Origin of the sequence: Massilia agri, assembly GCF_024753255.1 — a bacterium.
In the GTDB taxonomy this organism is placed as follows: Bacteria; Pseudomonadota; Gammaproteobacteria; order Burkholderiales; family Burkholderiaceae_D; genus Telluria; species Telluria agri.
On record NZ_JANUHA010000032.1, the window covers coordinates 1 to 23256 of the forward strand.

Below are 23256 nucleotides of genomic sequence, written 5' to 3' on the forward strand. Positions count from 1 at the left end.
CTCTCAACCTGACACCGGCTGGGTGCGTTCATTGCAAGCGCTCTTTCAGTTCCTGCGATGCCTGCTGCAGGGCGCTCTTCACGGCCGGCACATCGCTCAAGGCATTGAGCAGGCCGAAGTCGTGGATCATGCCGTTGTAGCGCACCGATTTCACCTCGACGCCGGCGGCATCGAGCTTGCGGGCATAGGCTTCGCCCTCGTCGCGCAGCACGTCGAACTCCGCGGTCTGGACCAGCGCCGGCGGCAGGCCTTGCAGCTGGGCGGGCGTGGCCTGCAGCGGTGCGGCATGGATCTCGCGGCGGGCCTGGGCACTGCGGGTGTAGTTATCCCAGAACCAGACCATCATGTCGCGGGTGAGGAAGTGACCGTTCGCGAATTCCTTGTAGGAGCCGGTCTCGAAGTTGGCGTCGGTGACGGGCCACAGCAGCACTTGCGAACGCAGCTTCGGCGCCCCCTGCTCCTTGGCCATCAGGCTGACCACCGCCGCCATGTTCCCGCCCACGCTGTTGCCGGCCACGGCGAGACGCTTGCCGTCCACCCCGATCTGCGCGCCGTGCTCGGCCACCCAGCGGGTGGCGGCATAGGCTTCGCGGATGGCCACGCCGTAGCCGGCTTCCGGCGAGGGCGTGTAGTTCACGAATACCGCCACCGCGCCGGAGCCGGCGACCAGGTCGCGTACCAGGCGTTCGTGAGTCGGATAGTCGCCCAGCACCCAACCGCCGCCGTGGAAGAACATGAAGGCCGGCAGCGTTCCCTTGACGCCCGCCGGGCGCACGATGGTCAGCTTGACCGGCTTGCCGTCGAGAAGGACGGTCTTCTCGCTGACATCGGCCGGGGCGAGCTTCGCCTTGGCGCCGGCCTGGGCGCCCACCAGCACGGCGCGCGCATCCTGCGGGCTCAGGGTTTCGAGCGGCTTGCCGCCTTCGATCGCTTTCAGGAAGCCGGCGGTCTGGCGTTCGACGCCCGGCAGGCTGGCGGCCCCGGCATGGGTGGCGGCAGTGGCAATGAGGGCGGCGGCGAGGATGGTTTTCACGGTGTTCATGGTCATGTCCTTTGCTGGTTAATTAGATCGTGCACTACTTATTTATTTCGCTTCGGCGGCCTGCTCGATGAGCCGGGCAACCGCGTTCGGGTGGGAGGTCATCACCACATGGGACGCGCCCGGAATGACGACGGTCTTGCGCGATTTGGCGCGTTCGGCCATGAACCCCAGCGCCGCGGCCGGGATGTTCTTGTCACCGCTGCCGTAGACGAAGTACGAGGGCAGCGTTTTCCATGCAGGGCTCCTGGCGGCCTCGAGCAGGGCGGCTTCCGCGATGGGACGCTGGGAGACAGCCATCAGCTCGGCCTGCGCTTTCGGCAGATCGGCCGCAAACTGTTGATGGAATTTATCCTGCTGGATGTAAAAATCCTTGCCGCCATCCGCAAGCGCGACCGGTGCGGCCAGCGCGCTGCCGAGGGTACCGCCCGGGAAGCGTCCCGACAGCTCGAGCGCCGTCTCGCCCTGCTCGGGGGCGAATGCCGCGACATAGACCAGGCTCTTCACGTTCGGCAATCCCTGCGCCGCCGCCGAGATGACGGCGCCACCGTAGGAGTGCCCCACCAGCACGACCGGTCCCTGCACGCTCTTGACGATGTTGGCGACCACCTGCGCATCGCCCTGCACGCTGCGCAGCGGATTGGCGGCGCCGATCACGCTGTAACCGTCGGCGCGGAGTTTGGTGGCGACGCCGTTCCAGCTGGTCGCGTCGGCGAAGGCGCCGTGAACGAGGATCACGGTCGGTTTGACGGCGACCGCCGGCGCTGCATGGGCCGGCAGGGCGGCGCCGGCTGCGATCGACAGGGTGAGGGCGAGGTGCTTGATGGCTTTCATGGTAACTCCTTATGTTGTTTTCGATTAGATAGTGCGCTACTTATTTTGACGCCGTGGATCATCGGTCCCCGGCCTGCCACGACTGCTGATCGGGCCGGGACGCTGTCTTTCCGTGCATTCCCTACCGATGAAACGCAGTTTATATCGCGCGCTATTAAATAGCAAGCGATTTTTATCGAATGGCTAAAAAAATCCTTCGGCGTGACATTCGGTTAGACATCCGCCCCATGCGAAAGGATATCGTGGCGGCTCGCTCGTCCGGCTGTGCCGCCGGCCTGTTCATCCAGCAGATCGTATTTGCCATGCCCATCTTCGGACTCGGACTCCACCTGATCATCGCCATCTTCTTTGCCGTCCACGCCGTGCGCACGGGACGGCAGATGGTTTGGCTGCTGATCCTCTTTTCCTTCCCCCTGCTCGGCAGCATCGTTTATTTCGCGGTCGTGTTCCTGCCGCATTCGCGCCTCGAGCGCCAGGCGCGGATGGCGGGCCATGCGCTGCAGAAAAAGCTCGACCCGGGCCGCGACGTGCGCGAGGCGCGCCAGGCTTTCGACCTGACGCCCACCGCGCACAACCAGATGCGCCTGGCCGGCGCCCTGCTCGAAGCCGGGCAGACGGCAGAGGCGGTGGCGCAGTACGACGCCTGCCTGCAAGGCCCGTTCGCGGGCGACGCCGAAGTGATCCTGGGCGCCGCACGCGCACGCCTGGCGCACGGCCAGGCTGCGGCGGCGATCGCGCTGCTGCTGCCGCTGCAGACACGCCAGCCGAGCTTCCGGCCCGACGAGGTGGGATTGGCACTGGGACGCGCCTACACCGCCTGCGGACAGCGCGCCGAGGCGGGCGAGCAGTTCATCGCGGCCGCGGAACGCTCGGGCAGTGTCGAGGCGCGGGTCGAACTGGCTTTATGGGCGCTGGCCAACGGCCAGCAGGCGGTGGCCCAGCGCGAGCTGACCGAGATTGCGCACGCGCGCAAGCACATGACGAAGCACGCGCTCGACTTGCATTGCGATCTGTTGCGGCAGCTGGATGCGGCCCTTGCCGGACAGGCGACCTGAAAGCAGTCAGCTGGCGCGGATGGCATGGCGTGACTTCGCGTCCGCATAGCAGGAAACGCACACGATCGCCATGTCATTGAACTTCCTGAACGCTTCCGTCATCCCGCCCTCCTGCTCGAACTTCTCTTCGCACAGGTAACACCAGGCCTGCAAGTCGTCCGGGTCGCTGCTGTTCTCGATAAAACCGAGCGGCGCAGCCTGAGAGCCGCCCAGCATGTGTCGGCATACGACGGTTGCCACACGTTCGCCGTGCACGCCGCAATCAACCATCATCGGTTCCGTATCGCTCATTAGCCAGCCTGATTCCTGCTGCGTTTCAGACGCGGTCGCTGTCGTAGACCAGCCCGATCTGGCGCCGCATCTCGTCGAGCACGCCCATCAGCGCCAGCGTTTCCTCGAGCTTCATGGCGGGACTCTCGGTGAGGCCGGCGAGGAAGCAGCGCTGCGCCTCGATCACTTCGTGCACATAGCCGTTGCCGATATAGGGCGTGTCGATGGTGCGCGCGCTGCCGTCTTCCAGCATCACGGTCACGGACTTCGCGTGGTGGAAGCGGGTATTCATGCGCACGTGGCCGCGCGTGCCCGAGACCGTCAGCTCACAGGGCGTGCGGGACTTGAAGGAGCAGCTGCACACCGACATGGCGCCGCCTTCGTGCTTGAGCGTGAAGCCGGTCTGCACGTCCACGCCGGTGGCGCCGAGTTCGGCCTGCGCCTTGATCTCGGCCACGGGGCCCAGCAGGGCGGTGGCGATCGACAGCGGGTAGATGCCGAGGTCCAGCAGCGCGCCGCCGCCGAGTGCCGGATTGAAGACGCGGTGCTCGGGGCCGAAGTTGGCGGTGAAGCCGAAGTCGGCCACCACCTGGCTGACTTCACCGATCTCGCCCGATGCGATGATGCGTTTCACCTCTTCGAAGCCCGGCAGGTAGCGCGTCCACATCGCCTCCATCAGGAACAGGCGGCGGCTGCGCGCCAGCGTGACGACCTGCTCGGCCTCGCGCAGGTTCATCGTGAACGGTTTCTCGACCAGCACGCCCTTCCCTGCGCGCAGGGCCATCAGGGCATTGCCGGCGTGCTGGGGATGGGGCGTGGCGACGTAGACCAGGTCGATGCCTTCGGTGTCAAGCAGCGCCTCGTAGGAGCCGTAGGCGGCAAGTGCGCCGAACTGCTGGCCGAAGGCCTCGGCCTTGTCCTGGCTGCGGGAGGCCACGCCGGCCAGGACCGCGCCCGGCACGTCCTTCAATGCGGTGGCGAAGGCACGCGCGATCTTGCCCGTGCCGAGGATTCCCCAGCGTACTGCTCCAGCCATTGCTTGTTCCTTTCAGTTCGTCGCCCGTTTCGGGCGGAAGACGCTGGTTTCGAGGTAAAAGTCCCGGTCCTGCGCCGGCCACCAGCCGGGCACGCCCAGCACGGGCAGCGGAGTGAAGCTGGACGTCGTCAAGCCTTCTTCCAGCAGCCGGTTCGCCACGTGAGCGTCGATCCAGGCGCGCTGCGCCTCGGGCGCCAGCGCGAACACATCATCGCCCGCATGGACGACCAGCGTATGTGCGGTGATGGCCTTGCGCGGCGCCACCAGTTTTTCCATCAGCGCGTGGCCGAACAGCGAGATTTGCACATCGGCGCCGAACATGGCGCGCTTCTCGAACAGCGCGGCCAGCCAGCAGTGCCCGCGCAGCTCGTCGACCAGGGCGCGCCCGGCTTCTCCCTCGCGCACCAGCAGCAGCGCGGCGTTCTCGTCGAAGATGGTGGCGGCGTCGCGCGCCGGGCCGCGCGACTTGCCCACGCCGGCCTGTGCGATCTGGGCCGCCTGCAGCGCATTCAGCTGGCGCTTGATGAGCGGGAAGGTTTGCCACACCAGGCCGTTGAAGAAGTCGTGCAGGTTGTCGCGCGTGGGCACCTGGCCGGTGGCGCCGATGAATTCCTCGTAGGCCGTCCCCTCGGGCAGCATGGCCTGGGGCACGAAACGCAGCGGCAGGCCCTGATGGTTCGTCAACCCGAGCGAGGCCGCGCTGCGGTTGAACGCGTCGAGGAAGTCCTCCCCCGCCAGGGCCAGGCGCTCGAAGCCCGGCCGCACCGTGTCATACCAGGGGCGCGACCAGTCGATGCAGGACAGCATGCGCTGTTTACGCCATCTTCCAGTGGATGGTTTCGCCGGCGTTGAGCGGCACCAGCTGGTGCTCGCCGAAAGGCACGCTCTCCGGCAGGGTCCAGTCGCGGCGCTCGAGCGTGATGGTGCCTTCGTTGACCGGCAGGCCGTAGAAGGCCGGGCCGTTCAGGCTGGCGAAGGCTTCGAGCTTGTCGAGCGCGCCGGCCTGGGCGAAGGCTTCGGTGTACATCTCCATCGCGTGCAAGGCGGTGTAGCAGCCGGCGCAGCCGCAGGCCGCGTACTTGGTGTGCACGGCGTGCGGCGCCGAGTCGGTGCCGAGGAAGAAGCGCTCGTCGCCGCTGGTGGCGGCGGTGACCAGCGCCAGGCGGTGTTCCTCGCGCTTGAGCACAGGCAGGCAGTAATAGTGAGGACGGATGCCGCCGCGGAAGATCTCGTTGCGGTTGTAGAGCAGGTGGTGGGCGGTAATGGTCGCGCCGATCGGACCCTCGGCCTCGGCCACGTACTGCGCCGCTTCCTTGGTGGTGATGTGCTCGAACACGACCTTCAGCACCGGCATGTCGCGGCGCAGCGGGCGCATCACGCGCTCGATGAAGACGGCCTCGCGGTCGAACAGGTCGATGTCGTTGTCCGTCACCTCGCCGTGCACCAAGAGGGGCATGCCGACTTCCTGCATCACTTCCAGCACCTTGTAGCAGTTGCGCAGGTCGGTCACGCCGGCGTCCGAGTTGGTGGTGGCGCCGGCCGGGTAGAGCTTGACAGCGTGGATGAAGCCGGTGTCCGCCGCGCGGCGGATCTCGTCGGGATCGGTATTGTTGGTCAAATAGAGCGTCATCAGCGGCTCGAAGGACACCCCTTCCGACAGCGCGGCCAGGATGCGCTCGCGGTAGGCCGTCGCCGCGGCGGTCGTGGTCACCGGCGGCTTCAGGTTCGGCATCACGATCGCGCGCGCGAACTGGCGCGCGCTATGCGGCAGCACGCTGCCAAGGGCCGCGCCGTCGCGCAGGTGCAGGTGCCAGTCGTCGGGGCGGGTGATGGTGATGGACTGCGGGATTTCAATCGGGTCGATGGTGGACATGGCGGCTCTCGGAGTACGAATCCCGCCATTTTACCCTTTGAGACTAGCAAGGGGCGTATAGCAATTTTTCCGCGCGAGAGGCAGTGAGGGCCAAATTTATGTCGGAAATTTTTACACTTGGCCCTGAGAAAGTATTATCAAAAGGAAATTTCTTTTTAAAAACAAATGGCTACTATTTCTGGCCCGAAACTTGCATATCCCAAAAGGCCGAGCCGGTAGTGGTCATGCAGGTAGCCAGTGCCGGCATCGCTTCAATAACAAGTTCGACATAACCGGAAAAGAGACCCATGAAAAACCTGAAGAAACTGCTGAAACTCGTTCCCCTGCTGGCCATCGCCTACGGCAGCTCGGCACAGGCACTGGAGTTCAAGTTCAACTACAACCCGAACATGGACGCGCGCGCGCTGAAAGGCTTCCAGGATGCGGCGAAGCTCTGGTCCAATGTGCTGAAAGACGACGTGACGGTCAACCTGAACATCGGTTTCTCCACCCTGGGTCCCAACATCCTCGGTTCGACCAACTCGACCCGCGTGTTTACCGACTACAGCAATTTCCGTGAAGCGATGGTGTTCGACGCGACCACCGGCCTCGACAAGAAGGCGGTTGCCGGCCTGAAGACCGGCCCCAGCCTCGACGTCTATATGAACGGCACCAACATCAACCCGAACGGCGTCGGCAGCGGCACGCCTTTCCTCGACAACAACGGCAACGACAATAACAACACGATCACCATGACGCTGGCGAACGCACGCGCCCTGGGACTGTGGTGGGACCAGGATAACAATGTCGACGGCAGCATCAGCTTCAGCGATGTCTGGAACTGGGACTTCAACCGCGCCGACGGCATCGCTTCGAACGCCTTCGACTTCATCGGCGTCGCCGCCCACGAAATCGGCCACGCGCTCGGCTTCATCAGCGGCGTCGACATCCTCGACCTGAACCGTCCGGGTAACTTCTCGGATGCCCTGTTCACCTACATCTCGCCAACCGACGTGTTCCGCTGCTCGGAGGCGAGCCGCGCGGCAGGCGCCGACCTCGACTGGTCGGCCGACAACCGCACCAAGTACTTCTCGCTGGACAACTGCAAGACCACGCTGGCGACCTTCTCGAACGGCCGCACCTATGGCGACAACCAGCAGGCCAGCCACTGGAAGGACAACCTGGACATCGGCATCATGGACCCGACCGGCGCCTACGGCGAGTACATGGACATCACCGCCCTGGATTACCAGATGTTCGACGTCATCGGCTGGAACTTCGTTCCGGAACCGGGCAGCATGGCGCTGCTGGGCTTCGGCGCCGTCGGCCTGGCAGCTGCACGCCGCCGCCGCGCCAAGCAGGCCTGATAAGCCGCTTCACGCATGAGAACGGCGCCCTGGGCGCCGTTTTTTATTGGTGCCTGCCGGTTAGTGAATGATCCGCGCCAGGAACTCCCGTGCCCGCGCCGATGCCGGGGCCGCGAAGAATGCCTCCGTGGAGCTGTCCTCGACAATGCTGCCGTGGTCCATGAAGACGATGCGGTCGGCCACCTTGCGCGCGAAACCCATCTCGTGGGTCACCACCATCATCGTCATGCCATCCTGCGCCAGCGCGACCATCACGTCGAGCACCTCGCCGATCATCTCGGGGTCGAGCGCGGAGGTCGGCTCGTCGAACAGCATCGCCACCGGGTCCATAGCCAGGGCGCGCGCGATCGCCACGCGCTGCTGCTGGCCGCCGGAGAGCTGGCCCGGGAACTTGTCCTTGTGCGCCAGCAGGCCGACCCGGTCGAGATAGGCCAGGCCACGCTCGAGCGCCTCCTCCTTGCCGCGTCCCAGCACCTTGACCTGGGCCAGGGTCAGGTTCTCGCGTACCGACAGATGGGGGAAGAGCTCGAAATTCTGGAATACCATGCCGATGCGCGCGCGCAGCGCCGGCAGATTCGTCTTCGGGTCGCCCACGTCGATGCCGTCGACCCGCACCCTGCCCTCCTGGAAGGGTTCCAGGCCGTTGACGGTCTTGATCAGGGTCGACTTGCCCGAGCCGGACGGCCCGCAGACCACCACCACGTCGCCGCGCGCCACCCGCGTGCTGCAATCGCGCAGTACCTGGAAGCCGCCGTACCACTTGCTGACATTCTCGATTTCGATCATCTGTTGTACTCGTGTAAGCGTGCTTGACAGCATTTCTAGCGACAAGGATACTTCGGAACTTGCCTTACCTACCAGAACGACTCGCCGTTCTCCTTACGATCAATACCCGATTATTCGCCTTGCGACAGCGCCATCCCCTGCCGCGGGTTGTGCACAGGTCCACGAGACAGGAAGCATTATGGATAAAAAGAACCGCCTGACAACCTATATCCTGATCGGCCTCGTGCTCGGGATCGTCGTCGGCTATGTGGCCAACACCAGCTTCGAGAACCCGGCCGGGTTCGCGGACACGATGGCCCTGATCACGACCATGTTCCTCCGCCTGATCAAGATGATCATCGCACCGCTGGTGTTCTCGACCCTGGTGGTCGGCATCGCCAAGATGGGCGACGCCAAGGAAGTCGGCCGCATCGGCGTCAAGGCGCTGGGCTGGTTCGTCATCGCTTCCGTCATCTCGCTGTCGCTGGGCCTGGTCCTGGTGAACCTGTTCCGCCCGGGCGACGCCATGGCCCTGTCGGGCGCCGTGCCGCCGGTCGGCGCCTCCTCGGGCATCACCACCTCGGGCCTGACGCTGAAGGACTTCATCACCCACCTGATCCCGACCTCGATCTTCGACGGCATGGCCAAGAACGAGATCCTGCAGATCGTCGTGTTCTCGATCTTCTTCGGCACCGCGGCCGCCGCCGTCGGCGCGCGCGCCACCCCGCTGATCGACGCGGTGGACGGCATCGCCCACATCATGCTGAAGGTCACCGGCTACGTGATGAACTTCGCACCGGTCGCCGTGTTCGCGGCCGTGGCCGGCGTGATCGCCAAGAGCGGTCTCGGCGTGCTGTCGACCTATGGCATCTTCATGGCCGAGTTCTACCTCGGCATCATCCTCCTGTGGGTGGTCCTGATCGCCATCGGCGGAGTGTTCCTGGGCCGCCGCGTGCTGCGCCTGATCTCGGAACTGAAAGAGCCGACCATCCTGGCCTATACCTGCGCCTCCTCGGAAGCGGCCTTCCCGAAAACCCTGGAAGGCCTGGAGCGCTTCGGCGTGAAGAACCGCCTGGCCGCCTTCGTGCTGCCGATCGGCTACTCCTTCAATCTCGACGGCTCGATGATGTACTGCACCTTCGCGGCAGTCTTCATCGCCCAGGCCTACGGCATCGAACTGGACATCGCGACCCAGATGACCATGATGCTGGTGCTGATGCTGACCTCGAAGGGCATGGCCGGCGTGCCGCGCGCCTCGCTGGTCGTGATCGCCGCCACCCTGGCCCAGTTCAACATCCCGGAAGCGGGCCTGCTGCTCCTGCTGGGCATCGACCACTTCCTGGACATGGCCCGTTCGGCCACCAACGTGATCGGCAACGGCATCGCCACCGCCGTCGTCGCCAAGTGGGAGGGCGACCTGGCCGATCCGAACAAGGACCCGGCGGTCGCGCCGCTGCGCTAGAGCGCCACGATAGAGCTTCGGTACCGAAGGCCTTCCAGCGATGGAGGGCCTTTTTCATATAACCATAATGAGGAGCGAGACATGAAACAGCTGTATGCAGCAGCGGGGCTGCTGTTGGTTGCCACCGGCGCCAGCGCCGCCACCCAGACGGTCGACTGCGGCCGCCTGCTGGACGTCAAGAGCGGTACCTGGCGCGAGCGCGTCAGCATCGTGGTCGAGAACGGCGTGATCAAGTCGGTCGGCCCGATGAGCCAGGCGCAAGGCAATGTCGACCTGTCGCGCCATAGCTGCCTGCCGGGCCTGATCGACATGCACGTGCACCTGACCAGCGAAACCACGCCGGTGGTGGAGGCCTACCGCGACCGCCTCACCGCCGACCCGCAGGACCTGGCCTACCGTTCGGTGAAATACGCCAACCGCACCCTGATGGCCGGTTTCACCACCGTGCGCGATCTTGGCGCCGCCGATGGCCTGAACGTCTCGCTCAAGCGGGCGATCGCCAACGGCGAGATTCCGGGGCCGCGCATGTTCACGGCAGGTAAGTCGATCGCCACCACGGGCGGGCATGCCGATCCCACCAACAACCTGTCGCACTTCCTGAGCGAGAAAGTGGGGCACCCCGGTCCGGAACAGGGCGTGATCGACAGCCCCGAGGAGGGCCGCCAGGCCGTGCGCCAGCGCTACAAGGAAGGCGCGGACCTGATCAAGATCACCGCCACCGGCGGCGTACTGAGCCAGGCCGCCAACGGCCAGAACTCGCAGTACACCGAGGACGAGCTGAAGGCCATCGTCGGCACCGCCAAGGACTACGGCTTCCGCGTCGCGGCCCACGCCCACGGCGCCGAAGGCATGAAGCGCGCCCTGCGCGCCGGCGTCGATTCGATCGAGCACGGCACCCTGATGGACGACGAGGTCATCGCCCTGTTCAGGAAGACCGGCAACTGGTACGTGCCGACCATCTCGGCCGGCCGCTACGTGGCGGACAAGGCCAGGATCCCTGGCTACTATTCGGCCCTGGTGCAGCCGAAAGCGGCCGCGATCGGCCCGCAGCTGCAGGCCACCTTCGCCCGCGCCTACAAGGCCGACGTGAAGATCGCCTTCGGCACCGATGCCGGCGTGTTCCCGCATGGCGAGAACGCGAAGGAGTTCGGCTACATGGTCGAAGCGGGCATGAAGCCGATCGAGGCAATCCGCGCCGCGACCATGCACGCAGCAAGCCTGCTCGACCCGTCCGCCCGCCTGGGCATGGTGGAACCCGGCTTTGCGGCCGACATCGTGGCCGTCGAGGGCGACCCGCTGCAGGACGTCAAAGTGCTCGAGCAGGTCAGGTTCGTGATGAAGGACGGCGTCGTCTACAAGAAGCCGTAAGTTTTACCAAAGGAGAAGAAGTCCATGCTGTTCCAGAAGTACAGCCGCGCTTGCGCGGCGCTGTTTGCCTTCCTGTTCCTGCTCGCTTCGGCGGCGCAGGCACAGACGGCCAAACTGCCCAACGTGACCATTTTGGCCACCGGCGGCACCATCGCCGGCACCGGCGCCACCAGCACCACGACGGTCGGCTACACCGCCGCCACCGTCGGCGTGCAGGCCCTGATCCAGGCGGTTCCCGAGATCGCCAGGGTCGCCAACGTCAGCGGCGAGCAGGTGTTCCAGATCGCCAGCGAGAACATGGGCAACGAGCACTGGCTGATCCTGGCCAAGCGCATCAACACCCTGCTGGCCCAGCCGAACGTGGATGGCATCGTCATCACCCACGGCACCGACACGCTGGAAGAGACGGCCTACTTCCTGAACCTGGTCGTGAGAAGCAGGAAGCCGGTGGTGGTCGTGGGCTCGATGCGCCCCTCGACCGCACTGTCGGCCGATGGCCCGATCAACCTGTACAACGCGGTCAACCTGGCCGGTAGCCCGCAAGCCGTCGGTAAAGGCGTGCTGGTCGCGATGAACGACCAGATCCACGCGGCGCGCGACGTCACCAAGGCCAACACCACCACCACCGACACCTTCCGCAGCACGGAACTGGGCATGATCGGCTACATCCAGGGCGGCAAGCCCTTCTTCTACCGTGAGGTCACGCGCAAGCACACGGTGGAGTCCGAGTTCGACGTGTCGAAGCTGGACGCGCTGCCGCAGGTGGACGTGGCGTACGCCTATGCGAACGTGGGCGACGTGGCGGTGAAGGCGCTGGTGGCCGCCGGCGCCAAAGGACTGGTGCATGCGGGCGTGGGCAATGGCAGCCTGCCTGCGAAGACCAAGCCTGCGCTGGTGGCGGCACGTTCGCAAGGCGTGGTGATCGTGCGTTCGGCGCGCGTGGGACAGGGCATCGTTGCGCGCAATGGCGAGGCGAACGACGACCAGCTGGACTTCGTGGTGTCGGATACGCTGAGCCCGCAGAAGGCGCGCATTCTCCTGATGCTGGCGCTGACGAAGACGAACAGCACCAAGGACATTCAGCGGATGTTCCATACCTACTGATCGGCACTGTTTGAACGCGTGGGCGCGGGAGCGCCCACCCTACGGCAAGCGAACTACTTCGCGATCTCCAGCGGCGGCGACGCCAATTCCTCATCCGGCCGCGCCAGCTGCCGTTCCCACATCTGCTGATACAGCCCGCGCGCAGCCAACAGGGACTGGTGCGTGCCGCGTTCCACGATGCGCCCATGATCCAGCACGATGATCTGCTGCGCGTCCGCGATGGTCGACAGGCGGTGCGCAATGACGAGCGTCGTGCGGTCTTTCGCAATCTCCTTCAGCTGCGCCTGGATCGCCTGTTCCGACTTCGAATCCAGGGCCGACGTGGCCTCGTCGAAGATCAGGATGGCCGGATTCTTCAATAAGGTGCGTGCGATCGCCACGCGCTGCTTCTCGCCGCCCGACAGCTTCAGGCCGCGCTCGCCCACCATGGTCTTGTAGCCATCCGGCAGGCTCTCGATGAAGTCGTGGATCGAGGCCGCGCGAGCGGCCGCCACGATATCCTCATGCGAAGCGCCGGGGCGGCCGTAGGCGATGTTGTATTCGATGGTGTCATTGAACAGCACCGTATCCTGGGGCACGATACCGATCGATGAACGGAGCGAAGCCTGGGTGATGTCGCGCAGGTCCTGGCCGTCGATGCGGATCGCCCCGCCGTTCACGTCGTAGAAGCGGAACAAGAGGCGCGACAAAGTCGACTTGCCCGATCCGCTGTGGCCCACCACCGCCGTCGTGGTGCCGGCGGGAATAGCGAAATCGACGTCGAACAGAATCTGGCGCTTGGCCTCGTAGCTGAATTCGACGTGCGAGAACTCCACCTGGGCGCCGCGCGTCACCAAAGGCTGGGCATGCGCGCTGTCCGCCACTTCGCGGTTCTGGTCGAGCAGCGAGAACAGGCGCTCCATGTCGGCCAGGCTCTGCTTGATCTCGCGGTAGATCACGCCCAGGAAGTTGAGCGGGATGTACAGCTGGATCATGAAGGAGTTCACCAGCACCAGGTCGCCCAGGGTCATGGTCCCGGCGATCACGCCCTCGGTCGCGCGCCACAGGATGAGGGTCACGGCGGTGGCGATGATCAGGGACTGGCCGGTGTTCAGGAAGGAGAGCGAGGTCTGCGAGCGCACGGCCGCGTTCTCGAAGCTCTGCAGGCCCTGGTCGTAGCGTTTCGCTTCATATTCCTCGTTGCCGAAATACTTCACCGTCTCGTAGTTGAGCAGCGAGTCGATCGCCTTGGTATTCGCCTTGGAGTCGAGATCGTTCATCGTGCGGCGGAAGTGCGTGCGCCATTCGGTGACGATGACGGTGAAGGCGATGTAGCTGACCAGCGCCACGCCGGTGATCACGGTGAACCAGATGTCGTAGTTCAGCACCAGGTAGCCGAGCACCAGCGTGATCTCGACCAGGGTCGGCAGCACATTGAAGAGCGAATACGAGATCAGGCTGTTCACCCCGCGCGTGCCGCGTTCGATATCGCGCGTCATGCCGCCGGTCTGGCGGTTCAGGTGGAAGCGCAGCGACAGGGCATGCAGGTGGCGGAACACCTTCAGCGCGATCGTCCGCACCGCGCGCTGCGTCACCCGCGCGAACAGGAATTCGCGCAGCTCGGTGAACAGGGTCGTGGACAGGCGCAGCAGGCCGTAGGCGATGAGCGCGCCCAGCGGCAGCACGAGGAGCGCATGCGGGTCTTTCGGGTCGATGGCGAGCTGGTCGATCAGCTGCTTGAGCACCAGCGGCACGCCGACGTTGGCCAGTTTCGCGCCGACCAGGGCGGCGAGCGCGGCCAGCACGCGCCACTTGTACACCCATAAATACGGGAACAGCGTACGCAGCGTGGCCCAATCGTTGCGCGGCGTGGCTTTCGCATCGGGAGGGAGTGGGACGGATGAGGCGGTATTGCGTCGCATGGCAGGGCTGGGGGATTTATGGTTCAATTCGGGACGATTGTAGCTTTTACCGAGAAAACAAGATGACCACGCCACAAAATGCCGCCCTCCCACCAACCCGACTGCCGGAAGGCAAGATGCCCGAGCTGCGCGTGATGCCCGCTCCGGCCGACGCCAATGTGTACGGGGACGTGTTCGGCGGCTGGATCATGGCCCAGGTCGACATCGCCGGCTCGCTGCCGGCCACCCGCCGCGCGAATGGCCGCGTGGCGACGATCGCCGTGAATTCCTTCCTGTTCAAGCAGCCCGTGTTCGTGGGTGACCTGCTGTCCTTCTATGCCGACATCGTCAGGGTCGGCAACACCTCGATCACCGTCAACGTCGAAGTCTACGCCGAACGCAACCGCCTGCAGGCCGACGTGGTGAAGGTGACCGAGGCCCAGCTGACCTATGTGGCCACCGGCCCGGACCGCAAGCCGCGCCAGGTGCCGCCGCTCGAAACCCTGATCCACCGCGACTGAGCACCAATGGCGTCGCGCCGTTCTTTCCTGCTGGATGCGGCGCGGCTGTCGGCCGCCCTGGCCGGCCCGTCGCTGGGCGCCTGCGCCTCCTCGAACAAGGGGCCCTACCCCTTCAGCCTCGGCGTCGCGTCGGGCTCGCCGTTGCCGGATGCGGTGATCCTGTGGACGCGCATCCTCGGCGACCCGCTGGGCGCGCCGATCGCCCCGGTGGCGCTGAGCGTGCGCTGGGAGGTGGCGAGCGACGAAGCCTTCCGCACCATCGTCGCGAAAGGAAGGGCGATCGCCGCGCCGGAGCTGGCCCACAGCGTGCACGTCGACGCGAAGGGCCTGGCGCCGGGCCGCTGGTACTGGTACCGCTTCATGCTGGGCGACGCCGTCAGCCCGGTCGGCCGCACCCGCACGGCGCCCGCGCGCGACGAGATGCCGGGCGCCCTGAAACTGGCTGTCGCATCGTGCCAGCACTGGGAGTTCGGCAGCTACGGCGCGCACCGCCACATCGCCCACAGCAATCCCGACCTGGTCGCCTTCCTGGGCGACTACATCTACGAGTGGGGCCCTTATCACCTGCACCACCCGGGCCGGGTGGTGCGCACGGACGAATCCTTCACGCTGGCGGACTACCGCAAGCGCTACGCCCAGTACAAGAGCGACCCGGACCTGCAGGCCGCCCACCTTGCCGCGCCCTGGATCGTCACTTGGGACGACCACGAGGTGGCCAACGACTACGCCGGCCTGCGCGACGAGCGCCTGGCGCGGGATTTCGCCACCCGCCGCGCCGCGGCCTACCAGGCCTTCTACGAACACATGCCGCTGCGCCTGCCGAACATCCGGCGCGACGGCTTCGCGCAAGTGCCCCTGTTCCAGCGCTACGACTGGGGACGCCTGGCGCGCCTGCACGTACTCGACGACCGCCAGTACCGCTCGCCCCAGGCCTGCGCCAAGGCGGCGAACCGCGGCGGCTCGAATGCGGTGTTCGCGCGCGCCTGCGAGGCCCTGCGCGACCCGCGCCGCACCATGCTGGGGTCGGAGCAGGAAGCCTGGCTGGAGTCTGGCCTGGCGACCTCGCGCGCGAAGTGGAACATCCTCGCGCAGCAGACCCTGATGGCGCAGTCGAGCAGCGTGCCGATCGTGAAGCCGGAGGACGGCCGTTTCTGGACCGACGGCTGGGACGGTTATCCGATGGCGCGCAAGCGCCTGCTCGACACCATCGTCAGGCAGGGCGCGCACAATCCGCTGGTGCTGGGCGGCGACGTGCACACCTTCTACGCGACCTCGCTGCGGCCGGACTTTTCCAGGCCGGTGTCGAAGCAGAATCCGGTGGTGGCCACCGAGTTCGTCGGCACCTCGGTGACCTCGAGCTCACGGCCGCAGCAGCAGACCGTCGAGCACGTGGAGAAGAACCCGCACATGCTCTACGGGCGCAGCGACAGGCGCGGCTACATGCTGCTCGAGCTCACGCCGAAGCAGACGGTGACGCATTTCATGGGACTGACTGATGTGCGGGATGCGAAGTCGCCGGTGGCGAAGCTGGCGTCGTTCAGGGTGGACGACGGATGGGCGCAAGCGGTGCGCACCGCTTGAAGAATGCAGGACGCGAGCCGGACGGCCGGCTCGCTCGAAGGAGGCGACTCAGGCCGACTGCTTCTCGTCGCGCAGTTCGCGGCGCAGGATCTTGCCGACGTTGGTCTTCGGCAGGGTCTCGCGGAATTCGATGTATTTCGGACGCTTGTAGCCGGTGAACTGCTCCTTGCAGTAGGCCATCAGCTCTTCACTGCTCAAGCTGGCATCCTTCTTCACGATGTAGAGCTTCACGGCTTCGCCCGAGTTCTTGTCCGGCACGCCGACGCAAGCCACTTCCAGCACGCCCGGGTGGGCCGCCACCACGCCCTCGATCTCGTTCGGATAGACGTTGAAGCCCGAGACCAGGATCATGTCCTTCTTGCGGTCGACGATGCGGGTATAGCCCTGCTCGTCCATGATGCCGATGTCGCCGGTCTTGAAGAAGCCATCGGGCGTCATGACCTTGGCGGTCTCGTCGTCGCGCTGCCAGTAGCCGGCCATCACCTGCGGGCCGCGCACGCCGATCTCGCCGGCGGTGCCGAAGGGGACCTCGTTACCGGCTTCGTCCAGGATGCGGATCTCGGTCGAGGGCAGCGGCAGGCCGATGGTGCCGGTGAACTCGGTAATGTCGCAGCGGTTGGCGGTGACCACGGGCGAGGTCTCGGACAGTCCGTATCCTTCCACGATCGGGGTGCCGGTCATCGCGAGCCACTTGTCGGCCACGGCCTTTTGCACCGCCATGCCGCCGCCCGGGCAGACCAGCATGCCCGAGAAGTCGAGCTGGGCGAATTCGGCATTGTTCACCAGGCCGTTGTAGAGGGTGTTCACGGCCGGGAAGATGTTGATGCGGTAGTTCTTCAGTTCCTTGATGAAGCCCGGGATGTCGCGCGGGTTCGGGATCAGGAGGTTCATGCCGCCCACGCGCAGGCCCAGCAGGGCGCACACGGTCAGCGCATAGATGTGGTACAGCGGCAGCGCGCACACGAACTGGGGCTGTTCGCCGGCCGGCATCTTCGATAAGGTGGGGCCGAACCAGGCTTCGTTCTGCAGCACGTTGGCGATCACGTGTTTGTGCAGCAGCACCGCGCCTTTCGAGACGCCCGTGGTGCCGCCGGTGTACTGCAGGAAGGCGATGTCGTCATGGCCGATGGCGACCGGTTTCAGCGTGCTGCCCGCGGCGTCCGACAACATGCGCTTGAAGCCGACGGCGCCCGGCAGGGAATAGGCCGGCACCATCTTCTTGACCTTGCGGACCACCAGGTTGACGATGGCGCCCTTCAGGCCTCCCAGCAGGTCGCCCATGGTCGCCACGACCACGTGCTTGACCTGGGTGTTGGCGACCACCTGTTCCAGCGTGTGCGCGAAGTTCTCCAGCACCACGATGGCTTCGGCGCCCGAGTCGACCAGCTGGTGCTGCAGTTCGCGCGGGGTGTAGAGCGGGTTGACGTTGACGATGACGTAGCCGGCGCGCAGCACGGCGGCCATCGCCACCGGATACTGCAGCACGTTCGGCAACATGATGGCCACGCGCGCGCCCGGCTGCAGGCCGCGGCCTTGCAGCCAGGCGGCCATGCGGCTTGATAACCGGTCCAGTTCGGCGAAGGTGAGGGTCTTGCCCATGCACGCATAGGCCTTGCGGTCGGCGTACTTGCGGAACGCCTCCTCGAGCAGATGCGTCAGGGAGCGGTACTGCGTCGGATCGATCTCCGCGGGTACGCCACTCTCGTACGACTTGAGCCAAAACTTGTCCATCCGTGCCTCACCTTCTTGTGTTCTCTTGCTGTGTCCAATAAAACGCGAAGCCGCCCGGGTCACGGGCGGCTTCTGCCAACCGGCTGGCGCCACGTATCCTTACGCGGTCGTCGCCGGCTGCTTTTCGTCCCTCAACGCGCGCCGCAGGATCTTGCCGACGTTGGTCTTCGGCAGTTCGTCGCGGAACTCGATGTACTTCGGTTTCTTGTAGCCGGTGAACTGCTGCTTGCAGTAGTCCATCAGCTGTTCGGCGGTCAGGTTCGGGTCCTTGCGCACCACGAACACCTTCACCGCCTCACCGGAATGCTCGTCCGGCACGCCGATCACGGCGCACTCCAGCACGCCCGGGTGGCCGGCGATCACGCCTTCCAGTTCGTTCGGGTAGACGTTGAAGCCCGAGACCAGGATCATGTCCTTCTTGCGGTCGACGATCTTCACGTAGCCATTCTCGTCCATGATGCCGACGTCGCCCGACTTGAAGTAGCCGTCCGGCGTCATCACCTTGGCCGTCTCCTCCGGACGGTTCCAGTAGCCCGCCATCACCTGCGGGCCGCGGATCGCGATCTCGCCGATCTCGCCGATCGCCATCGGCTTGCCGGCATCGTCCAGGATCGCGATGTCGGTCGACGGGATCGGCAGGCCGATCGTGCCGGAGAATTCCTTGATGTCGGCGCGGTTGCAGGTCGCCACCGGCGAGGTCTCGGACAGGCCGTAGCCCTCGATGATGCTGGTGCCGGTCACCTGCTTCCACTTGTCGTTGACGGCCTTCTGCACCGCCATGCCGCCGCCGTTGCACACCTTCAGGCCCGAGAAGTCCAGGCTCGCGAAGTCGGGGTGGTTGACCAGCGCGTTGTACAGCGTGTTCACCGCCGGCATCATGTTGACCTTGTACTTGCCCAGCTCCTTGATGAAACCCGGGATGTCGCGCGGGTTCACGATCAGGATGTTCAGCGCGCCGGTGCGCATGCCCCACATCGCGCAGGCCGTCAGCGCGAAGATGTGGTACAGCGGCAGCGCACACACGATCACGGTCTGCTCGGTCGTCTCTCCCATGGCCGGCTTGGACCAGGCCTCGGTCTGCAGCACGTTGGCGATCACGTTGCGGTGCGTGAGCGTCGCGCCTTTCGACACGCCGGTGGTGCCGCCGGTGTACTGCAGGAAGGCGACATCCGACACCGCCAGCTCGACCTTCGAGAACGGCATGCGGGCGCCCTGCGCCAGCGCGTCCTTGAAGCGCACCATGTTCGGCAGCGAAAACTCCGGCACCATCTTCTTGACGTTGCGGACCACGAAGTTGACCAGGAGGCCCTTCACGCCGCCCAGCATCTCGCCCATGCTCGCCACCACCACGTGCTTCAGCGGGGTCTTGCCCATCACCTGCTGCACCGTGTGCGCGAAGTTCTCGAGCACGATGATCGCCTCGCTGCCCGAGTCCTTGATCTGGTGCTCGAGCTCGCGTGGCGTGTACAGCGGGTTCACATTGACCACGGTGTAGCCGGCGCGCAGCACGGCCGCGATCGCGACCGGGTACTGCAGCACGTTCGGCATCATGATCGCCACGCGCGCGCCGCGCTGCATGCCGCGGCTTTGCAGCCAGGCAGCCAGCTTCTTCGAATAGGCATCCAGCTCGCCGTATGTCAGGAACTTGTCCATGCACACATAGGCGTTGCGGTCAGCATATTTGCTGAACGACTCTTCCAGCATGTGCACCAGGGAGCCGTACTGGTCCGGGTTGATTTCTGCAGGAACGTTCGGGGGGTACGACTTCAGCCAGATCTTGTCCATCGGATGCCCTTTGTCTCGAATTTTATCGTTGTGGTCCGTCAGTACGAGTAAGTGCGTGAAAAATTCCTCCATGGCTGCGTTGCCTCGTCTCGCCGTACAAGCGTACTGTCTCGACTCGGCGCCTTGCCCTGGAGGTTTTTTCACCCCCTACAAGCGCGCGCGAAGCTTGCGCCTTTGCTATCGCCTGATGTGATGCTATCGGGCAGCGACAATGCGCGCAAGTTCTTTTAAGTCGATTGGAACGTGTCCTCTACAAGACCTTATTTGCCCATAACGTTTGCTTCGCCCATGGTGCGCTGCACCACGAGCGGCGCGGTCGGGGCCGGCGCCGCGAGCTTCTGCAGCACACGGTGGCGATCGCTCTTGTCGAGCTGGGCAATCCGGTTCACCGCCTTGTAGAAGGCCGGCCATGTCCTTTCCTTGCGCAGCAGGGCGCGGAAGGCCGGCACGAAGTCGTTGTAGGTGGCGATCGAGGCCAGGTGGGCATTCGACAGCGGCTCGGCGAAGAAGCGGTCGTAGCCGGCATAGCCGCCCCAGTTGGCTTTCAACACCTGGTAGTCGTCCTTCAGGGCAATGAAGAGCCGGGTCTTGGTGGCGCGCTTCTCGTCGACACTCCTGTCGCTGGCATAGTTCTTCTCCAGCTCGCCGCGGTAACGGACCAGCAGCGCCATGAAGTCCTTCTTGCGCGCGCTGTAGCGCTCGAAGGCTTCCGACATGGCCGGGTTGCCGAAGCGTTCCAGCCAGCCTTCCACGCCTGCCTGCTCCACCGCGCTGGCGAAGGATTCGTTGAACTTCGAGTCGCCCGGCACATACACGACCTGGTGCGCCAGTTCGTGGAAGATCAGGCGCGCCAGTTCCGCGTCCGGATAGTTGATGAAGGTCGACACCAGCGGGTCGCTGAACCAGCCCAGGGTCGAGTAGGCGCTCACGCCGCCCACTTCCACGTCATGGCCCTGCTTGCGCAGTTCCTTCGCATAAGCCTGGGCGTCCTGCTTGCTGTAGTAGCCGCGGTAGTTCACGCAGCCGGCCACCGGGAAGCACCATTGCATGGGTTTCAGCGAGAGCTCGGGCGTGGCGACCACGTTCCACAGCACATAGGGGCGCTTGATGTTGGTGAAGTTGGTGTAGCTGCCGTTGTCCGGCAGTTTCAGTTCCTGGATCGCGTAGCGGCGGATCTGGCGCGCCGCTTCCAGGCGGTGGCGCAGCTTGCTATTTGTGGAGGGATCGGCCAGCCAGTCATCGATGGGACGGGAATCCGTCAGCAGTTCGAGCTGGCCCTGGGCGGCCTGGGAGTAGTAGGAGAGGGATGAGCAGCTTGACAACATGAGGGCCGCGGCTGCGGCGGCCATCAGGGGCCGGAAGGCCTGGGAAAATCTAGAGGGTTTCATCTCGCGTTGAAGGGGCAGATTTTTCAACCTGCACCAGGGTGTCGTAGAAAGTAGGCGCCCTGCCCATGTCGGTCAATCGCTGGCTGGTCACTTCGTTGGCATTCTTGCCGTCGCTGGAAAGTTTCTTCCACCAGATCGACAAGCCCACCACCAGCCCTTCGCGCGCCTTGTCGGTGACGCGTGCACGGGCAACGAACGAGCCGCGGTCGTTGAAGATACGCGCCATGTCCCCGTGGGCAATGCCGCGTACTGCGGCGTCGTTCGGGTGGATGTCGAGGTGCGGCTCGCCCTCAGTTGCGCGTAGGCTCTGTACATTGACAAAGGTTGAGTTGAGGAAGTTCCTTGCCGGTGGCGAGATCATCGCCAGCGGATACTTCCGCGCCAGCTCCGGGTTCGAAGCGACGGATTCATACGGCGGGATATAGCTTGGGACGGGATCGAGCCCGTCGCGCGCCATGCTGCTTGAATAGAATTCGCACTTGCCCGAGGGGGTCGGGAAGCCGCCCTCGGCAAACGGTGCGTCCGGCATATTGAGTTTTTGCCAGCCCTTTTGCTTGAGCGCGTCCCAGTCGAAGTGCACGGCGCGCTCGTGGCGCTTGTCGAACGCCTGGGCGGCCAGCTCGTCGTCGCTCTCCTTGAAACAGGGGTCGTCGAAGCCCATGCGCGCGGCCAGCAGGCGGAAGAACTCGGTGTTCGGTTTCGCTTCGCCGATCGGCGCAACCGCCGCGTTGTTGGCCATCATGTACAGGTGGCCGTAGGCCAGGTGGGCATCGACGTGCTCGAGCTGGGTGGTGGCCGGCAGCAGGATGTCGGCGTAGTCCGCACTGTCGGTGTGGAAGTGTTCCAGCACCACAGTGAACAGGTCCTCCCGTTCGAAACCCTTCTGCACTTTCGCCGAATCCGGGGCGATGGCCAGCGGGTTGGCGTTGTAGACGATGAGGGCCTCGATCTTCGGGCCGAATTCGGGCGAAGCCTCCTTCAGGAGGTCGTCGCCGATGGTGGTCATGTTGATGGTGCGCGGCATGCGGCCATCCAGCAGGTCCGGGCGCTGCAGGGCCGGGCGATTCGCCGGGAAAGAGCCCGAGGTCGACAGCTGCACACCGCCGGCCGCGTGGCGCCAGGCGCCGACCAGGGCTGGCAGGCAGGCGATATTGCGCACCGCCATGCCGCCGCCACGTACGCGCTGCAGGCCATAGTTCATGCGGATCGCGACACCCTCGCCGCTCCTCGCGGTCTGGCCGTAGGCGCGCGCCAGTTCGATGACTTCGTCGGCCGTGATGCCGCAGGTGTCGGCGGTGCGCTCCGGCGTCCATTCCAGGGCGCGTTGTTTGAGCTCCTCGTAGCCGAGCGTGTACTTCGCCACGTAGTCGTGGTCGATCAGGTCTTCCGTGATCAGGACGTGCATCATCCCCAGCGCCAGCGCGGCATCCGTGCCTGGCAGCAGCGCAATGTGCTGGTGGCACTTCTCGGCCGTCAGCGAGCGATAGGGATCGATCGCGATCAGCTTCGCGCCGCGGCGCTTGGCTTCCTGCACGCGCATCCACAGGTGCAGGTTGGAGGCGATCGGGTTGCCGCCCCAGATCAGGATCAGCTTCGCGTTCTGGAACTGTTCGATGTCGGTGCCGATCGAGCCGCCGATGGTGTACTTGTAGCCCGTCGCGCCGGCTGTGGCGCAGATGGTACGGTCCAGCAGCGAGGCCCCGATCTTGTTGAAGAAGCGCAAAGACATCGAGTCGCCCTGCACGAGCCCCATCGTACCGGCATAGCTATACGGGAGAATGGCCTGCGGGTCGCGCGCGGCGATCCCGCCGAGGCGCTGCGCGATCTCGTCGATCGCCTGTTCCCATGTGATGCGTTCGAACTTGCCCTCGCCCTTGCGGCCCACGCGGCGCATCGGGTACAGCACGCGGTCCGGATGGTAGGTGCGCTCCACATAGCGCGACACCTTGGTGCACAGCACGCCGGCCGTCGTCGGATGCTCCGGATCGCCCTTTACTTCGGTGGCCACGCCGTTGTCGACCGTGACGAGGATGGCGCAGGTATCGGGGCAATCGTGGGGGCAGGCGGCGCGGACTTGTGTGACTGTCATGGGCGGGAAGGGGCGAGGAAATACTTCGTAAAACCAATACTTTATACGATTCCCGCCTCCTCCGTACCTCCCTCTTTCATCGACTGTTTGAGGCGGGCTACAATGGTGCAAGGCCTGCAATGCAAGCAT

19 protein-coding genes are annotated in these 23256 nt (G+C 65.0%); 7 read left to right on the forward strand and 12 right to left on the reverse strand.

Going from position 1 to position 23256, the window contains the following annotated elements:
• Positions 1–28 precede the first annotated feature (28 nt).
• Both NX780_RS24545 and NX780_RS24550 read right to left on the reverse strand, forming a co-directional pair.
• Positions 29–1042: an alpha/beta hydrolase gene (locus NX780_RS24545; protein ID WP_258830512.1), complete on the reverse strand. Its 1014-nt coding sequence runs from the start codon at positions 1040–1042 to the stop codon at positions 29–31.
• A 42-nt stretch (positions 1043–1084) separates the two neighbouring features.
• Positions 1085–1873 carry an alpha/beta fold hydrolase gene (locus tag NX780_RS24550; RefSeq protein WP_258830513.1) on the reverse strand — a complete coding sequence of 263 codons (789 nt, stop codon included), beginning with the start codon at positions 1871–1873 and terminating at the stop codon, positions 1085–1087.
• 227 nt (positions 1874–2100) lie between these two features.
• Here NX780_RS24550 and NX780_RS24555 point away from each other — a divergent pair, with 227 nt between their 5' ends.
• Positions 2101–2928, forward strand: a complete 828-nt coding sequence (locus NX780_RS24555) for a hypothetical protein (protein WP_258830514.1) — start codon at positions 2101–2103, stop codon at positions 2926–2928.
• Positions 2929–2934: 6 nt separating this feature from the next.
• Here the strand turns inward: NX780_RS24555 and NX780_RS24560 are convergent, their stop codons facing one another.
• Genes NX780_RS24560 through pyrC form a run of 4 tightly spaced genes read right to left on the reverse strand, consistent with a single transcriptional unit; the run spans position 2935 to position 6107 of the window.
• On the reverse strand, positions 2935–3219 hold the full coding sequence (locus NX780_RS24560; RefSeq protein ID WP_258830515.1) for a hypothetical protein: 285 nt from the start codon (positions 3217–3219) through the stop codon (positions 2935–2937).
• 25 nt (positions 3220–3244) lie between these two features.
• Entirely contained in the window at positions 3245–4234 is a 990-nt protein-coding gene (locus NX780_RS24565; protein WP_258830516.1) for a Gfo/Idh/MocA family protein, read from the reverse strand.
• 12 nt (positions 4235–4246) lie between these two features.
• On the reverse strand, positions 4247–5041 hold the full coding sequence (locus tag NX780_RS24570; RefSeq protein WP_258830517.1) for a DUF3025 domain-containing protein: 795 nt from the start codon (positions 5039–5041) through the stop codon (positions 4247–4249).
• A gap of 7 nt (positions 5042–5048) precedes the next feature.
• Complete coding sequence (pyrC, locus tag NX780_RS24575; protein ID WP_258830518.1) at positions 5049–6107, reverse strand: dihydroorotase; 1059 nt, start codon at positions 6105–6107, stop codon at positions 5049–5051.
• A 287-nt stretch (positions 6108–6394) separates the two neighbouring features.
• Here pyrC and NX780_RS24580 point away from each other — a divergent pair, with 287 nt between their 5' ends.
• Positions 6395–7453 carry an NF038122 family metalloprotease gene (locus NX780_RS24580; protein WP_258830519.1) on the forward strand — a complete coding sequence of 353 codons (1059 nt, stop codon included), beginning with the start codon at positions 6395–6397 and terminating at the stop codon, positions 7451–7453.
• A gap of 60 nt (positions 7454–7513) precedes the next feature.
• Here NX780_RS24580 and NX780_RS24585 read toward each other — a convergent pair whose 3' ends face one another.
• Entirely contained in the window at positions 7514–8239 is a 726-nt protein-coding gene (locus NX780_RS24585; protein ID WP_258830520.1) for an amino acid ABC transporter ATP-binding protein, read from the reverse strand.
• A gap of 178 nt (positions 8240–8417) precedes the next feature.
• Here NX780_RS24585 and NX780_RS24590 point away from each other — a divergent pair, with 178 nt between their 5' ends.
• The 3 genes from NX780_RS24590 (at position 8418) to NX780_RS24600 (ending at position 12152) form a co-directional block, all read left to right on the forward strand.
• Entirely contained in the window at positions 8418–9680 is a 1263-nt protein-coding gene (locus NX780_RS24590; protein ID WP_258830521.1) for a dicarboxylate/amino acid:cation symporter, read from the forward strand.
• 81 nt (positions 9681–9761) lie between these two features.
• A complete protein-coding gene (locus NX780_RS24595; RefSeq protein WP_258830522.1) occupies positions 9762–11048 on the forward strand; it encodes a metal-dependent hydrolase family protein in 1287 nt (428 codons plus the stop codon).
• A 24-nt stretch (positions 11049–11072) separates the two neighbouring features.
• The gene (locus tag NX780_RS24600; protein WP_258830523.1) at positions 11073–12152 is read left to right on the forward strand and encodes a type II asparaginase; all 1080 of its coding nucleotides are present in this window, start codon (positions 11073–11075) and stop codon (positions 12150–12152) included.
• Positions 12153–12205: 53 nt separating this feature from the next.
• Here NX780_RS24600 and NX780_RS24605 read toward each other — a convergent pair whose 3' ends face one another.
• Positions 12206–14053 (reverse strand): ABCB family ABC transporter ATP-binding protein/permease, encoded by a 1848-nt coding sequence (locus tag NX780_RS24605; RefSeq protein WP_258830524.1) that lies wholly within the window; start codon positions 14051–14053, stop codon positions 12206–12208.
• Positions 14054–14115: 62 nt separating this feature from the next.
• Here NX780_RS24605 and NX780_RS24610 point away from each other — a divergent pair, with 62 nt between their 5' ends.
• The gene (locus tag NX780_RS24610; RefSeq protein WP_258830525.1) at positions 14116–14553 is read left to right on the forward strand and encodes an acyl-CoA thioesterase; all 438 of its coding nucleotides are present in this window, start codon (positions 14116–14118) and stop codon (positions 14551–14553) included.
• Positions 14554–14559: 6 nt separating this feature from the next.
• On the forward strand, positions 14560–16134 hold the full coding sequence (locus NX780_RS24615; RefSeq protein ID WP_258830526.1) for an alkaline phosphatase D family protein: 1575 nt from the start codon (positions 14560–14562) through the stop codon (positions 16132–16134).
• A gap of 48 nt (positions 16135–16182) precedes the next feature.
• Here the strand turns inward: NX780_RS24615 and NX780_RS24620 are convergent, their stop codons facing one another.
• From NX780_RS24620 to NX780_RS24635, 4 genes are all read right to left on the reverse strand, one after another.
• Positions 16183–17865: a long-chain-fatty-acid--CoA ligase gene (locus NX780_RS24620; protein ID WP_258830527.1), complete on the reverse strand. Its 1683-nt coding sequence runs from the start codon at positions 17863–17865 to the stop codon at positions 16183–16185.
• A 99-nt stretch (positions 17866–17964) separates the two neighbouring features.
• Positions 17965–19650 carry a long-chain-fatty-acid--CoA ligase gene (locus NX780_RS24625; RefSeq protein ID WP_258830528.1) on the reverse strand — a complete coding sequence of 562 codons (1686 nt, stop codon included), beginning with the start codon at positions 19648–19650 and terminating at the stop codon, positions 17965–17967.
• 260 nt (positions 19651–19910) lie between these two features.
• Positions 19911–20999, reverse strand: coding sequence for an aminopeptidase (locus tag NX780_RS24630; protein ID WP_258830536.1), 1089 nt, complete (start codon positions 20997–20999; stop codon positions 19911–19913).
• Between the two features lie 25 nt (positions 21000–21024).
• Positions 21025–23127 carry a molybdopterin-containing oxidoreductase family protein gene (locus NX780_RS24635; RefSeq protein ID WP_258830529.1) on the reverse strand — a complete coding sequence of 701 codons (2103 nt, stop codon included), beginning with the start codon at positions 23125–23127 and terminating at the stop codon, positions 21025–21027.
• Positions 23128–23256 lie beyond the last annotated feature (129 nt).

What these genes read in the sequence shown, in the direction of transcription:
- pyrC (WP_258830518.1), bottom strand. Translation starts at nt 6,107, where the DNA reads ATGTCCACCATCGACCCGATTGAAATCCCGCAGTCCATCACCATCACC.
- NX780_RS24590 (WP_258830521.1), top strand. Translation starts at nt 8,418, where the DNA reads ATGGATAAAAAGAACCGCCTGACAACCTATATCCTGATCGGCCTCGTG.
- NX780_RS24550 (WP_258830513.1), bottom strand. Translation starts at nt 1,873, where the DNA reads ATGAAAGCCATCAAGCACCTCGCCCTCACCCTGTCGATCGCAGCCGGC.
- NX780_RS24560 (WP_258830515.1), bottom strand. Translation starts at nt 3,219, where the DNA reads ATGAGCGATACGGAACCGATGATGGTTGATTGCGGCGTGCACGGCGAA.
- NX780_RS24625 (WP_258830528.1), bottom strand. Translation starts at nt 19,650, where the DNA reads ATGGACAAGATCTGGCTGAAGTCGTACCCCCCGAACGTTCCTGCAGAA.
- NX780_RS24595 (WP_258830522.1), top strand. Translation starts at nt 9,762, where the DNA reads ATGAAACAGCTGTATGCAGCAGCGGGGCTGCTGTTGGTTGCCACCGGC.
- NX780_RS24635 (WP_258830529.1), bottom strand. Translation starts at nt 23,127, where the DNA reads ATGACAGTCACACAAGTCCGCGCCGCCTGCCCCCACGATTGCCCCGAT.
- NX780_RS24630 (WP_258830536.1), bottom strand. Translation starts at nt 20,999, where the DNA reads ATGGCCGCCGCAGCCGCGGCCCTCATGTTGTCAAGCTGCTCATCCCTC.
- NX780_RS24570 (WP_258830517.1), bottom strand. Translation starts at nt 5,041, where the DNA reads ATGCTGTCCTGCATCGACTGGTCGCGCCCCTGGTATGACACGGTGCGG.
- NX780_RS24565 (WP_258830516.1), bottom strand. Translation starts at nt 4,234, where the DNA reads ATGGCTGGAGCAGTACGCTGGGGAATCCTCGGCACGGGCAAGATCGCG.
- NX780_RS24615 (WP_258830526.1), top strand. Translation starts at nt 14,560, where the DNA reads ATGGCGTCGCGCCGTTCTTTCCTGCTGGATGCGGCGCGGCTGTCGGCC.
- NX780_RS24600 (WP_258830523.1), top strand. Translation starts at nt 11,073, where the DNA reads ATGCTGTTCCAGAAGTACAGCCGCGCTTGCGCGGCGCTGTTTGCCTTC.
- NX780_RS24620 (WP_258830527.1), bottom strand. Translation starts at nt 17,865, where the DNA reads ATGGACAAGTTTTGGCTCAAGTCGTACGAGAGTGGCGTACCCGCGGAG.
- NX780_RS24545 (WP_258830512.1), bottom strand. Translation starts at nt 1,042, where the DNA reads ATGAACACCGTGAAAACCATCCTCGCCGCCGCCCTCATTGCCACTGCC.
- NX780_RS24555 (WP_258830514.1), top strand. Translation starts at nt 2,101, where the DNA reads ATGCGAAAGGATATCGTGGCGGCTCGCTCGTCCGGCTGTGCCGCCGGC.
- NX780_RS24585 (WP_258830520.1), bottom strand. Translation starts at nt 8,239, where the DNA reads ATGATCGAAATCGAGAATGTCAGCAAGTGGTACGGCGGCTTCCAGGTA.
- NX780_RS24610 (WP_258830525.1), top strand. Translation starts at nt 14,116, where the DNA reads ATGACCACGCCACAAAATGCCGCCCTCCCACCAACCCGACTGCCGGAA.
- NX780_RS24605 (WP_258830524.1), bottom strand. Translation starts at nt 14,053, where the DNA reads ATGCGACGCAATACCGCCTCATCCGTCCCACTCCCTCCCGATGCGAAA.
- NX780_RS24580 (WP_258830519.1), top strand. Translation starts at nt 6,395, where the DNA reads ATGAAAAACCTGAAGAAACTGCTGAAACTCGTTCCCCTGCTGGCCATC.